Annotated in this window: 11 protein-coding genes; 7 read left to right on the top strand and 4 right to left on the bottom strand. The window is 72.6% G+C overall.

Going from position 1 to position 12,454, the window contains the following annotated elements; translation table 11 throughout:
* Positions 1-11: 11 nt before the first annotated feature.
* On the bottom strand, positions 12-329 hold the full coding sequence (locus OG896_RS39425; RefSeq protein WP_329373272.1) for a carboxymuconolactone decarboxylase family protein: 318 nt from the start codon (positions 327-329) through the stop codon (positions 12-14).
* Positions 330-574: 245 nt separating this feature from the next.
* On the opposite strand from OG896_RS39425, the gene OG896_RS39430 reads away from it, so the two are divergent.
* From OG896_RS39430 to OG896_RS39445, 4 genes are all read left to right on the top strand, one after another.
* On the top strand, positions 575-1,468 hold the full coding sequence (locus tag OG896_RS39430; RefSeq protein WP_329373274.1) for a helix-turn-helix domain-containing protein: 894 nt from the start codon (positions 575-577) through the stop codon (positions 1,466-1,468).
* A 98-nt stretch (positions 1,469-1,566) separates the two neighbouring features.
* Entirely contained in the window at positions 1,567-1,974 is a 408-nt protein-coding gene (locus OG896_RS39435; protein WP_329373276.1) for a RidA family protein, read from the top strand.
* 47 nt (positions 1,975-2,021) lie between these two features.
* Complete coding sequence (locus OG896_RS39440) at positions 2,022-2,603, top strand: histidine phosphatase family protein (RefSeq protein WP_329373278.1); 582 nt, start codon at positions 2,022-2,024, stop codon at positions 2,601-2,603.
* A 118-nt stretch (positions 2,604-2,721) separates the two neighbouring features.
* Entirely contained in the window at positions 2,722-3,342 is a 621-nt protein-coding gene (locus OG896_RS39445; RefSeq protein WP_329373280.1) for a hypothetical protein, read from the top strand.
* 173 nt (positions 3,343-3,515) lie between these two features.
* On the opposite strand, the gene OG896_RS39450 is transcribed toward OG896_RS39445, so the two are convergent.
* The 3 genes from OG896_RS39450 to OG896_RS39460 form a co-directional block, all read right to left on the bottom strand.
* Positions 3,516-4,490: an aminoglycoside phosphotransferase family protein gene (locus tag OG896_RS39450; protein WP_329373282.1), complete on the bottom strand. Its 975-nt coding sequence runs from the start codon at positions 4,488-4,490 to the stop codon at positions 3,516-3,518.
* 124 nt (positions 4,491-4,614) lie between these two features.
* Entirely contained in the window at positions 4,615-5,727 is a 1,113-nt protein-coding gene (locus tag OG896_RS39455; protein ID WP_329373285.1) for a PP2C family protein-serine/threonine phosphatase, read from the bottom strand.
* Positions 5,728-5,985: 258 nt separating this feature from the next.
* On the bottom strand, positions 5,986-9,390 hold the full coding sequence (locus OG896_RS39460) for a lectin (RefSeq protein WP_329373287.1): 3,405 nt from the start codon (positions 9,388-9,390) through the stop codon (positions 5,986-5,988).
* Between the two features lie 489 nt (positions 9,391-9,879).
* Between OG896_RS39460 and OG896_RS39465 the strand changes: the two genes are divergently transcribed.
* The 3 genes from OG896_RS39465 (at position 9,880) to OG896_RS39475 (ending at position 12,354) form a co-directional block, all read left to right on the top strand.
* Positions 9,880-10,695: a class I SAM-dependent methyltransferase gene (locus OG896_RS39465; RefSeq protein ID WP_329373289.1), complete on the top strand. Its 816-nt coding sequence runs from the start codon at positions 9,880-9,882 to the stop codon at positions 10,693-10,695.
* 290 nt (positions 10,696-10,985) lie between these two features.
* Positions 10,986-11,555, top strand: coding sequence for a carboxymuconolactone decarboxylase family protein (locus OG896_RS39470; RefSeq protein ID WP_329373291.1), 570 nt, complete (start codon positions 10,986-10,988; stop codon positions 11,553-11,555).
* Positions 11,548-12,354, top strand: a complete 807-nt coding sequence (locus tag OG896_RS39475) for a helix-turn-helix domain-containing protein (protein WP_329373293.1) — start codon at positions 11,548-11,550, stop codon at positions 12,352-12,354. Before OG896_RS39470 ends, OG896_RS39475 begins: the two co-directional genes overlap by 8 nt.
* The last annotated feature ends 100 nt before the right edge of the window (positions 12,355-12,454 follow it).

The following is a 12,454-nucleotide window of genomic DNA, read 5'->3' on the forward strand; positions in this document are numbered from 1 at the left end:
CGCGCGCCCGTTCACGCGGTGTCCTCGACGAGGGAGTGCAACCGGTTCGCCGCGGTCATCGCGGCCGGCCAGCCGGCGTAGAACGCCAGATGGGTCAGCGCCTCGCCCAGTTCCTCGCGGGTGAGCCCGTTGTCCATCGCCAGCTTCAGGTGGAAGCCAAGCTGCTCGGTGCGGTACAGCGCGGCCAGCACGCTCACCGTGACCAGGCTGCGGTCGCGCGCGGACAGGCCGGGCCGCTCCCACACGTCGCCGAAGAGCACCTCGTCGGTCAGCTCCACCAGTTTCGGCGCCACCGAAGCCAAGTGCCGGGGTGCGGTCTGTCCTGCCATCGCGTCTCCTCACGTCGAAAGGTCGATCGGTCGAAAGGTCGTCCCGGCGTCGGAGCGCCGCCGGGACAGGTTCCCCGGACGGGTCCTGCGTGGTGCCGCCGTAGGGCGTCCGTGCGGTGCCCGCCGGGTCTCCGGACCGCTTCACCATCGAGGAAACCGCAGGTCATGCCGGTGAGGAAGGACCTGCTGTTCCAGGTAATGACAGAACCCCTCAGCCGCCGCGGGCCGGCCGTAGCCTGGAGGGCATGGACAGCAGGACCAGCGGGGCGGGCCGGAGCGACGTCAAGGAGTTCCTGGCCACGCGCCGCGCGAGGATCACCCCCCAGCAGGCCGGGCTGCCCGCGTACGGAGGCAACCGGCGGGTGCCGGGACTGCGCCGCGAGGAGGTCGCCCTGCTCGCCGGGGTCAGCGTCGACTACTACGTCCGGCTGGAGCGCGGCAACCTCGCCGGTGTCTCCGACAGCGTCCTGGACGCGATCGCCCGGGCCCTGCAACTCGACGAAGCCGAGCGCTCCCACCTGCACGACCTCGCCCGCGCCGCCGGTACCGGCCCCCGCCGCGGCACCCATCCGGCCCGCCGCCAGGTCCGCCCCACCATGCTGCGGGTCCTGCACTCCATGACCGGGACCCCGGCCTTCATCCGCAACGGCCGGCTGGACATCCTCGCCGCCAACACCCTCGGCCGCGCCCTGTACGCGCCGCTGTTCGACGCACCGGAGCGGCCGGTCAACACCGCCCGCTTCCAGTTCCTCCACCCCGACGGGCCCGACTTCTTCCCCGACTGGGACACCTCCGTCCACACCACCGTCGCCCTGCTGCGCACCGAGGCGGGCCGCGATCCGTACGACCGGCACCTCACCGACCTGATCGGTGAACTCGTCACCCGCAGCGAGGAGTTCCGCACCGCGTGGGCCAAGCACAACGTGCGCCTGCACCACACCGGCACCAAGCGCTTCCACCACCCCGTCGTCGGCGACCTCACCCTCGACTTCGAGGCCATGGAACTGCCCGCCGACCCCGGCCTGACCCTCACCAGCTACAGCGCCGACCCCGGCACCCCCTCCGCCGACGGCCTGACCCTCCTGGCCGCCTGGGCCGCCACCGAACCGGCCGCCCGAACCGAGCAGACCGCGCCCTGACGCGCCCGCGGCCGTAAGCCGCCGCAACAGCCGGCGCCGGTTCGGGTCCTTCGGAAAACCTGGTGCGCCTCGTGTCCGCGTTCGCCAGGCTCGGGGCCATGAGCCCGAGGATCACCCGCATCAACCCCGACCGGCTCCACCCGACGCCCGGCTACCACCACATCACCGTGGTCGAGGCCGGCCGCACCGCCCACCTCGCCGGGCAGTGCCCGCTCGACCGCGACGGTGTGCTGGTCGGTCCGGGATCGCTCGACGCCCAGATCGACCAGGTCGCCGCGAACGCGCTGGCCGCCCTGGCCGCCGTGGGCGCGGAACCCGACGACGTCGTACGCTCCGTCATCTACGTGTGCACCGACGTCACCGAGGTCCTGGGCGCGGCCTGGCGGCGACTCACCGCTTCGGCGATCGGCCCGGCGTTCACCACCGCGAGCACCCTGCTCGGCGTCAACCGGCTCGGCTTCACCGGGCAGTTGGTCGAGGTCGATCTGACAGCGGCGCTGCCGTGACCCGCGGGTACGTTCACGGGACGAAGCCCGAGGTGCGGATCTGGTGCATGCGCCACGCCGAGTCGGAGAACGTCACCAGCGGCACCGCCGGAGCCGTGCCGAGCGTGCCGCTGACGGCCCGAGGTCGCGGTCAAGCCGCCGCGGCGGGCCGCGTGTTGGCCGCCCAACGTCCGGTGGCGATCTACACGAGCACCGCGCTGCGGGCGCGCCAGAGCGGCGAGATCGCCGCCCAGGGCGCGGGCGTGAGCGCCGACCCGCGGGCGCTGCCGGCCCTGACCGAGGTCGGCATCGGCGCCCTGGAGGGTTCGCGAGATCCCGCCGTCCACCAGCTCACCGCCCAGGTGCTGCACGCGTGGGTGGTCGAGCGCGACCTGGAGTCGCGGGTCGCGGACGGCGAGAGCGGGCACGACGTCCTCGCGCGTACGACCGCCGCGTTCCACGACATCGCCCGCGCGCACCCGGGCGGCACCGTCGCCGTGGTCGGGCACGTCGCCTCCCTGACGGTGGCCCTGAGCCACCTGTGCGGCCTCGGCGGCGCGGTCTGGGGAGCCCCGCTGCCGCACGCGGAACCCTTCCTCGTCACGTACGACCGCGAGCGCCGCGCCTGGCACTGCCCCGCGTGGCCGTGAGGCGGCGCGCCCCGATCGAGGCCGGGCGGCGTTGTCGGTGCCGTGTGGTTGCCTGGGGAGCGGAGGCAGGAGCGGGGACGGCACCGGGGTCGGCGGACCGGAGGCGGGAGCGTACGCGATGGCGGAGAGGAACCGGGTCACACCGCTGGGTGACATCGCGGCCTTCCCGCTGCGCGGAGCCTGGACGGGGAACCGGGGAATCCTGCATGACGGCCACCGGGTGGTCCGCTTCCACGCGAGCGACGCCTGGCTGACCTGCGCCCTTGACTTCCGGGGGCGGTGGAACCCGCAGTGGCGGCCGCACCACTACACGTACCTGTACTTCCACGACGAAGCGGTCGCGCTCGCCGCCGGCCACCGCCCCTGCGCGGAGTGCCGCCGCGCGGACTACACGGCGTACCGCGACGCCTGGAGCCGCGCGCTGTCCGTGCCCGTGCCGTCCGCGCGCGCGATCAACAGCCGGTTGCACGCCGAGCGGCTGCACCGCGGCACCCACCGCCGCCGCCTGCACGCACTGCCGTGGTCCGGCCTGCCCGACGGCGTGTTCGCCCTCCTCGACGACGGCACCCCGGCGCTGCTGCACGGCGACGCGCTGGTGGAGTGGAGCCCCGACGGCTACGGACGCCGGCGCCGCGTGCCGTCGCTCGGCGCGGCCACCGTCATCACGCCGCCCTCCTCCGTGGCCGCGCTGCGCGCGGGGTACCGCGCCCAGATCGACGCCTCGGCCGGGCGACCCTGACACCGGGTGCGGGCCGGGCGCCGGACGGCGGGGCCCGAGACACCGGGCAGCCGGCACCTGGGTATGGCGGACCCGGGCGCGGCGGGGCGCAGCACACCCGGGCATGGCGCGGCCGTGCGCGGCGTACCCGGGCATGGCGCACCCGGGCCGTCACACGGCCTACGGCTCCCCGCCTACCGCTCCTCCCGGTCGGCGAGCACCTCGTCGAGCGAGCGGCGGTGCTCGGCTGCCAGCGCGGGGTTGCTGTCGTGGTGCTCCGCGATGCTGATCAGGGACTTCCAGACCAGCCAGCCGCGGGCCCTGGCCCAGGTGTCGCGGTCCTGGCCGACCGCCGCGCGGAACGCCGCCCTGCTGCGGCCGCGGAACATCGTCCACGCGATGACGAGATCACACGCCGGATCGCCGACCCCGCAGGTGCCGAAGTCGATGACCGCGGCCAGCCGGCCGTCCCTGACCAGCAGGTTGCCGTGGGCGACGTCGCCGTGGAACCACACCGGCGGCCCCTGCCACCGGCTGCTCAGCGCCTCGTCCCACAGCCGTCCGGCCCGCTCGGTGTCGACCCGGCCGCGCAGCGCGGACAGCGCCCGGCGCGTCTCGTCGTCGTAGTAGGCAGGCGGCGCGCCGCGGTGGAAGCTGTGCGCGCCGGCCGCCGGGCCCCCGGTGGCGTCGATCTGCTGCAGGGCACGGAGGAACCCGCCCAGTTCCACGGCGAACCCGGTCAGGTCGCCGATCCGTTCCGGCCGCGCGGTCCGGCCCTCCAGCCAGCCGCGCACCGACCACGGGTACGGGTAGCCGCAGCCCGGCTCGCCCCTCGCGAGCAGGGGTGGTACCGGAACCGGCAACTGCGGCCCGAGGACCGGCAGCCACCGGTTCTCCTTGTCCACCGCGGGGACGTAGCCCTCGGCGGTCGGCAGCCGCACCGTCATCCTGTCGCCGAGGCGGTACGTCCGGTTGTCCCATCCGTCGACGGCCACCGGGGTCACCGGCAACCCGGACCACCGCGGGAACTGCTCGGCGATCAGCCGCCGCACCAGCGCCGCGTCGATCCCGGCCCGGCCGTCGTCGCCGGGCGCGTCGTCGCCGGTTCGCTCGCCCTCGGGCCGGTCGCTGCCTTCGCCGGGGGAGCCGCCCCGTACGTTCTCGATCATCCAGGGATCGTGGACGTGGCACACGTGCCTCCGCAACGGCTTTTCCGCCGGCCGGCCGCTGCCACCCTGGACCGTGACCGACGGGAGCGGGACCGTCAGCGCCGGGACCGTGGCGCCGGGACCGTCAGGACCGGGAGGGGGTCTCCGCGACCCGGGTCACGGCGAGGACCGCCATGTCGTCCTGGCGGGTGTGCCCCGTCCACCGGTCGACGTCCTCGGTGAGCGCGTCGACCAGGTCCCGCGGCTCGTCGAAGTGGTGGCCGACCAGCGCCGAACGGCACGGATCGTAGAAGACGCCCTTGCGGTTGCGTGCCTCGGTGACGCCGTCGGTCACGAACAGCACCGTCCCGCCGGGTGGCAGCGGCCAGGAGTCGGCGGGGTGGGCGGTGCCGTCGCCGGACACCGGCGACAGCCCCATGCCCAGCGGAAACGCGGGCGCGGCGGGCAGCAGCGGCTCGAACGACCCGTCGCTGACCAGGTACGGCGGCGGGTGGCCGCGGTTGACCACGGAGAGCGTCCGGCCGTCGGGGGTCACCTCGGCGAGCAGCGCCGTCGTGAACTCCTCGGTCGGGTGGTTGAAGCTCTCCCGGGCGGCGTTGCGCGCCAGCGCCTCGTCCATCCGGCGGGCCAGATCCGGCAGGTCCGGCGCGTGCTCCGCCTCCTGCCGGAACGCGCCGATCGCCACGGACACCGCCCCGACCGCCTGCATCCCCTTGCCGCGCACGTCCCCGATCATCATCCGCACGCCGAACGGCGTCTCCTGCACGGCGAACAGGTCACCGCCGATCCGCGCCTCCGCCTGCGCCGCGGTGTACGTCGACGCGACCGCCAGCGGTCCGGCCCGGGCCGGAGGCTGCGGGAGCACCGCGCGCTGCGCCGCCTCCGCGACGGCCGTGGCCCGGGCGAGGTCGCTCACCTGCCGGCCCATCAGCACGTTGACCACCAGCGCCAGCACTCCCACCACGCCGACCACCGCCAGGTCGACCAGGCTCGACAGCCACGCCCGGTCCTGGTCGAAGTCCAGCCCGATCGACGCGGCGGCCGCGAGCACCGCGAACACCACACTCGTGCGGAACGACAGCGTGGCCGAGGCGACCAGCGGAGCCGCGGCCAGCAGCGGCAGCCCCACATACGGTTCCGGCCCGAACACGTCGAGCAGCGAGCCCGACACCAGCGCCAGCGCGGCGAGCGTCCCGGGCACTCCGGGTGCCCTCCACCATCCGGCCCGCACTCCCATCGCCCGTGCTCCTTGTGGCGCCTGGTTGCCGGGCGCCGCCGCGGCCGCCCCCAGTGCCCGGCGCGGGCACCTGCCCATCCACCGTAGCCCCTGGTGACACCCCCGCAAGCCCGGCGCCCCGCACTCCGCCCGCCTTGCCCCGCGCCCCGCGCCCGGGGGCGGACGGGGCCGGGCGCGGCCCCCGCCGAAGTGGGGGACGCGCCCGGGTCGTTCACCGCCGCTTCAGGCGGCGGGGTGGCCGATCACCTCGTCATTCGCTCATCCGCCGAAGCTGATCGCGAAGAGGTGGACGGTTCCCGACGCGCCGGTCACGGGGAGCGTCACCGACGCCACCGTCTTCGTCGCGTCCAGGGGCACCTTCACCGAGAAGACGTACGCCTTGACGTTGTCCTTGCCGCCGCTGCCGGTGTTGCGGTAGTCGGTGGTGATCGCGGTCGTGTTGCCCGGCACCGGCTTGCTGCCGGCGCCGTTGAGCGTCCAGTCGGAGAACGTCACCGTCGCCTTGGCGGTCGTGCCGTCGGTGTAGGTGACGGTCAGCGCGCCGGGGACGCCGCTGCCGTCGGTCGGGGCGTTGGTCGCCGACCCCAGCAGACCGAGGTACGCGCCCGACGTGCCCGCCGGCTGCGGCAGCGTCTGGCCCGCCACCTCCAGGTTGTCCGGATGTCCCGAGGCGATCGCGGGCCAGGTGTAGTCGAGGCCGTCGGCGCTGACCTTCGCGCCACCGGTCGCCCCGGCGGCGGCCAGCGCGTTCTGCGAGTACGCCCAGCCGCCGTCGTCGAACCCGCCGGAGAAGTGCGTGGCGTCCGGGTAGACGCCCTCGTTCGTCTCGTACGGCCACAGCTCGCCGGGCTTGGCGACCGCCACCCCCAGGGTCGCGCTCGCCAGCGCCGCGCCGCCGCTGTGGTCGGTCACCGCGAAGGCCACCGCGTACGCGCCTTCGGTGTCACCCGCGGTCACCTGCACCTTCGCCTCGGCGCTGCCCGACGGCGGCACCGTCAGCGAGCCCGAGGAGGTGCCGAGCGTCACTCCCGACGGCGCGGTGGCCGCCCAGTCGGCGGTGACCGCCTTGCTGCCGAGGTTGGTCAGCCGCAAGGTGGCCTCCCCGGAGCCCCCGGGAGCGATGATCAACCCGTCGCTGCTCGGGCCGGTCGCCGCCAGCACCCGCCCGCCGCCGGTGGCGTCGGACGGCGGAACCGCGTCGGCCGACGAAGCCCACGACGTGTTCGGCACCGTGTTGAGGCTGTAGTCGAGCGTGCCCGCCTTCTCGAACTGTCCGAAGGTCAGCCAGGAGTCGTTCCACGCCTTGCCCTTGACGTCCAGCGACTGGACGTACGGCGCGTTCGTCGCGGCCTGCGGGGCGTTGATCGCGACCTGCTTGCCGTTGCCGAGGGTGACCTTCGCGACCGGGAAGACCGGACTGCCCAGCACCAGCGTGTCGGTGCCCGGCGTCTCCGGGTACATCCCCAGCGACGACCACACGTACCACGAACTCATCGCGCCCAGGTCGTCGTTGCCGAACGACCCGACCGGCGCGTTGAAGTACAGGTCCTGCTGCGCCTCGCGCACCGCCGCCTGGGTCTTCCACGGCTGTCCCAGGTAGTTGTACTCCCAGGGGATCTCCAGGCTCGGCTCGTTGCTCAGGTCGGCGTTGGTGCCCGACGGATCGGCGATGTCGCTCAACAGGCTGTCCAGGTAGGACCCGTAGGCCGCCGTACCACCGCGGGCGGTGATCAACTGCTGGAGGTCGAACGGCACCATCGGGGTGTACTGCGCCGAAGTGCCCTCCACGAAGCCGTTCGAGGTGCCCGGCGTGAAGCCGCCGGCGAACTGCCCGTCGGAGTTCTTCGCCTGCATGTAGCCGGTCTGCGGGTTGAAGACGTTCATCCAGTCCTGCGCGCGGGTCGCGAACTTCTTGTAGTCCGCGGTCTTGCCCAGCGACTTCGCGAAGGACGCCAGCGCGTAGTCCGCGCTGTCGTACTCCAGTTGGGTCGAGACCGGGCCGTAGAAGTTGCAGCAGGAGTACGTGCCGTCCAGCGGCAGGTAGCCCTTCGCGTCGCGCACCGCCTCGCCCGGGCGGTCCTGGTTCGGCGCGGTCGCCTCGTGCTCCATCGCCGACAGGGCGTGCGCGGTGTCGAAGTTGCGCACCCCGAACGCGTAGGCGTCGGAGATGATCGAGGTGGCCGGGTCGCCGACCATGACGTAGCTCTCGCCGTTGTTCGACGCCCACTTGGGCAGCAGGCCGGTCTGGTCGTAGCCGTTGAGCATCGAGGTGACGATGTCACCGGTCTGCTTCGGCGCGACCATCGAGATCAGCTGCGTCTGGGAGCGGTAGGTGTCCCAGCCCGAGTAGTTGGCGTACTGGGCCTTCTGACCCTTGGTCAGTTTGTGGACCTGGTCGTCCATGCCCATGTACTGGCCGTTGTCGTCCGAGAACACGTTCGGGTGCAGCAGCGCGTGGTAGAGCGCGGTGTAGAACTGCACCTGCTGGTCGTGGCTGCCACCGCCGATCCGCACCTTGTCCAGCACGTCGTTCCACGCGGTGTGGTTGGCCTTGCGCATGGCGTCGAAGTTCCAGCCCTTGACCTCGGTCGACAGGTTCGACTTCGCGTTGCCGTCGCTGGTGTACGAGATGCCGACGGCCGCCGTCACGGCGGCCTTCTTCGCCGTGTCGAACGTGAGGTACATGCCGTTGGCGCCGGTCACCGGCGGGCCCGCCGTCGCGGACGTGGCCGCGGACGAACTCTTCGGGCTCGCGGTGGAGTTGTCCGGGCTCGCGGAGGGCGAGGCGCTGCCGCTGGGGTGGATCTTCGGCGATGCGCTGCCCGGCACCGTGAAGTGCTGCTCGTGCAGCGGGGTGTTGGAGTGCGTGGCGAGCTTCTGCTGCGGCCGGCCCTCGCTGAGCTTGGTGGCGTCGGGGTTGATGGTGCTGCCGACCCAGGTTCCGCTCGCGGTGAAGGGCTGGTCGAACTTGATGTCGAAGTGCAGGGTGTAGCGGTTGGCCGCGCCGCAGAAGTGCCCGCTGTCCACCGACCCGCTCACCTCGCGGTCGCTGACCACCTGCACCCGGGTGCCGTCCACCTGCGAGGCGCCGCTGCTCAGCTTGAGCAGCAGGTTCGACTGCGTGCCGGCCGGGAAGGTGAACCGGCCCAGGCCCGCGCGCGTGGTGTCGGTCAGCTCGGTCTTGACCCCGGCGGAGTCGGTGACGCCGTAGTAGCCCACGCCGGTCTGCTCGTCGTCGTGGCTGAACTGCGAGGAGAGGTTCGAGAGGTTCCCCGACAGCGCGCCGGTGACCGGCAGGATCGGCACGTCGCCGGCGACGTCGCAGCCGGGCCCGGAGATGTGCGTCAGGCTGTAGCCCGAGATCTTGCTGTCCTTGTACTCGTAGCCGCCGCCCTGCGTCCGGGCAGGGGTGGTGTCCGGCCCCCACTGCATCATGCCGAACGGCATGTCGGGCCCGGGGAAGGTGTTGACGGCGCCCGAGGTGCCGATCAGCGGATTGATCAACGCGGCCGGGTCCGCGACGAGTTGCGGCCCCGACGCCGCGTCGGCGCCGGTGAGGGACTGGATCGGGAGCGCTGCGATGCCCAACAGGGACACCACGGCGAGGCGTTGACGGAATCTGCTGCTGAAACGGGCCCGGTCGGGGCGCCGTTGTCTGACCATCGGTTGCCTCCGCGATTCGTGCGTCACACATGGGTGTGCCAGGGACGGGTGGCGTCCTCGATCGACAGCGGCGTCGTACGGCTCACGGACTGACAACGTTGCCAATCTGCACGAGGCATGAGTAGAGCGCGGACCCTGAGGGCCTGTCAATGACCCAGGAGGAGTCTTCACTCCCGTCGCTCCCACCCCGCGCACCTCCCCAGGCGTGTCGCGACCGCTCGCCGGACGGTCCGCCGACGGCTTCGGCGGAGGTCACCTCGCGTGTCGCGTCGGCGCGGAAGCGGGACCTGCGGTGGGGCCGAGCCGACCGGCGTCGGGCCCGACGAACCGACGCGGTGGGACGGGAGCCGTGCGCGTCGCGGGGCAGGCGACCGCCTGCTGCTCCGTCCCTGTGGTCATCGAGGAAGGGGCGGCTCCCAAAGCGGTGGATGGTGAAGCGTTCCGGTCGGTAGGGTGCCCGCCTGCCGATCACGAAGCCGAGGGACGCTCATGGGCTCAGAGGGACACGTCAACGCCGCGCGCAGCAAGGTCTTCGGCGAGGTGGCCGAGCTCTACGATGCCGCCCGCCCCGGCTACTCGCCCGCGATGGTCACGGAGGTCCTGGCGTACGCGGCTCTCGGGGACCGTCCGGCCGTGGAGGTCGGCGCGGGTACCGGGAAGGCCACCGTGCCGTTCGCCGCGCTGGGGATTCCGCTGGTGTGCGTCGAGCCCGACGCCCGCATGGCCGAGGTCCTGCGCCGCAACACCGCCGGCCATCCGAACGTCCGGGTCGAGGTCGGCGACTTCGAGCGGTGGCGACCGGGCGGGCGGCACTACGGGTTGCTGTTCGCCGCCTCCGCCTGGAACTTCCTGGACCGTGACCGGCGCTGGGACCTGGTCCACGCCGCGCTCGCCCCCGGCGGTTCCGTGGCGCTGATCAGAAACCCTCACGGGATACACGACCCCGGACTGCGCGCCGAACTCGCCGGTATCGGCGACCGTCACGGCATCACCGGTTCACCACACCGCTTCCTGGCCGCCGACCTCTCCGGCGACGAGCCCGGGAACTGGGACCAGGACTGGCCGGATACCGAATGCCGCCGGGACGGCCGCTTCACCGACCTGCGATCGGTCCGGTTCCGGCAGGACCTGCGGTACGACACCGACCGCTACCTCGGCCACCTCGCCTCGCTGTCTGCCTATCGCATCCTGCCCGAGGACCATCGCCGGCAGGCACTCGCCGAGGCCGGACGCGTGCTCGCCGCCCACGGCGGCGGAATCGACGTACTCCAGGTCACCGACGTCTTCCTGGCCCGCGCCCTGTGAACCACGAGCCGCCCTCTGACAGGTCCGCATCCTGTCGCGTCCACGGCCGGCGTAGCAGGCGCGCCCGCCGGCGCGAGGGTGTCCTGGACCCGGACGACGTCAACGAAGGGCGTGAGATGCGGCGAAAGGTCGTCGAGGCGCTGGGTGAGCCCCCCGTTCGACGCGGAGCGGAACGCGGGATCAGCTGCCGGCCTCGTCGAACCGCTGCGGTGACCACGTGCCGGCGGTCTCGCGCGCGTTTACCTCCGAGGGAATTGGTTCGACATCGTGGCTGTCGCAGACTCCGAGTCATGACCAGCTACCAGATCCATACCGCCGACACCGCGTCCGAAGCCGTGAAGGAGCCGCTGACGGCCTTGCAGGGGGCATTCGGGTTCGTTCCGGCCGCGGCCGGGCTCATGGCGAACTCGCCGGCGTTGTTGAACACCTTCTTCTCCGCATTCGGGCACTTCCGGGGTGACGGAACGTTCGGCCCGGACGAACGGCAGGTCCTGCTGCTGTCCAACGCGGTCGCCAACGGCAGCGAATGGGCAGTCGCGTTCCACACGCTGGAGGCGCTCGCGGACGGGGTCGAACCGGCCGTGGTCGAGGCCCTGCGCCGCGGCGATCTGCCCGCCGACCCGCGGATGGCGGCGCTGTCGGCGCTCACCCGCGCGTTCATCGACAAGCGGGGCCGGCTCGACGAGGCGGACGTGGCGGCGTTCACGGCGGCCGGCTTCACCGAGGAGCAGCTGTTCGAAGTGATCACCGGGGTGGCGATCTCCGCGATGACGAACTACACCGCGAACGTGGCCCGGCCACCGCTGGAGGTGGCGGTGCGGCCGCACGCGTGGACTGCGGGATACTCGAGCGGTGTCTGACGTCGGTCACCTGCTGAAACACTGGAGGAGCGCACGGCGGTTGAGCCAGCTGGCGCTGGCCGCCGAGGCCGCGGTGTCGGTCCGCCATCTGTGTTTCCTCGAGACCGGCCGTGCGAACCCCAGCCGGGCCATGGTCCTGAAGCTCGCCGAGGTGCTCGACGTACCCCTGCGCGAACGCAACACCCTGCTGCTCAAGGCCGGGTTCGCGCCCGAGTACCCGGAGTCCGAACTGGACGCGCCGTCGCTCGCCGCCGTCCGGGACGCGCTCGACACCATCCTGACGCAGCAGGAGCCCTTTCCGGCTCTGGTGATGGACCGGAGCTGGGACATCCGGCACACGAACGCCGCCGCTCGCCGCTTCTTCGCTTTCCTCCAGGACGGGCAGGCGAAGACAGGTCCCGGGCCGGCGAACGTGCTGCGCCGGATGTTCCACCCGGACGGCGTCCGCCGGCACGTGACGAACTGGCCGGAGGTTGCCGAGGCGCTGGTCCGGCGCGCCCGCCGGGAGGCGATCGGGGGCATCACCGACGAGCGTGCCCAGCGGATTCTCGACGAGGTGCTGGACTACCCCGGGGTGCCGGCCTCGCTGCGGTCGCTCGACGCGGCCACGCCGGTGCTGCCGATCGTGCCGATCCGGTACGTGCGCGGCGCCCGGCGGTTCGACTTCTTCTCCACGGTGACGACGCTCGGGACACCGCAGGACGTGACGCTGCAGGAGTTGCGCATCGAGTGCTTCTTCCCGATGAACGACGAGACCCGGTCCCACGCGCGTCAACTCGCTGAGGCGGCGCAGCCCTGACCCCGGCGGCGCTGGAGCAGCCCTCGATGTCTGGACGTGAAGACCTTCGACGAGAAGGACTGGGGTCGGTGACCGGCGTACCTCGGCGACCGTGCGGGCA

The organism is Streptomyces sp. NBC_00669 (assembly GCF_036226785.1).
In the GTDB taxonomy this organism is placed as follows: domain Bacteria; phylum Actinomycetota; class Actinomycetes; order Streptomycetales; family Streptomycetaceae; genus Actinacidiphila.

Bases quoted from the DNA above. Each gene is read 5' to 3' on its own strand.
- OG896_RS39465 (WP_329373289.1), top strand. From the start codon at position 9,880: ATGGGCTCAGAGGGACACGTCAACGCCGCGCGCAGCAAGGTCTTCGGC.
- OG896_RS39425 (WP_329373272.1), bottom strand. From the start codon at position 329: ATGGCAGGACAGACCGCACCCCGGCACTTGGCTTCGGTGGCGCCGAAA.
- OG896_RS39470 (WP_329373291.1), top strand. From the start codon at position 10,986: ATGACCAGCTACCAGATCCATACCGCCGACACCGCGTCCGAAGCCGTG.
- OG896_RS39455 (WP_329373285.1), bottom strand. From the start codon at position 5,727: ATGGGAGTGCGGGCCGGATGGTGGAGGGCACCCGGAGTGCCCGGGACG.
- OG896_RS39440 (WP_329373278.1), top strand. From the start codon at position 2,022: ATGCGCCACGCCGAGTCGGAGAACGTCACCAGCGGCACCGCCGGAGCC.
- OG896_RS39445 (WP_329373280.1), top strand. From the start codon at position 2,722: ATGGCGGAGAGGAACCGGGTCACACCGCTGGGTGACATCGCGGCCTTC.
- OG896_RS39435 (WP_329373276.1), top strand. From the start codon at position 1,567: ATGAGCCCGAGGATCACCCGCATCAACCCCGACCGGCTCCACCCGACG.
- OG896_RS39430 (WP_329373274.1), top strand. From the start codon at position 575: ATGGACAGCAGGACCAGCGGGGCGGGCCGGAGCGACGTCAAGGAGTTC.
- OG896_RS39460 (WP_329373287.1), bottom strand. From the start codon at position 9,390: ATGGTCAGACAACGGCGCCCCGACCGGGCCCGTTTCAGCAGCAGATTC.
- OG896_RS39450 (WP_329373282.1), bottom strand. From the start codon at position 4,490: ATGATCGAGAACGTACGGGGCGGCTCCCCCGGCGAAGGCAGCGACCGG.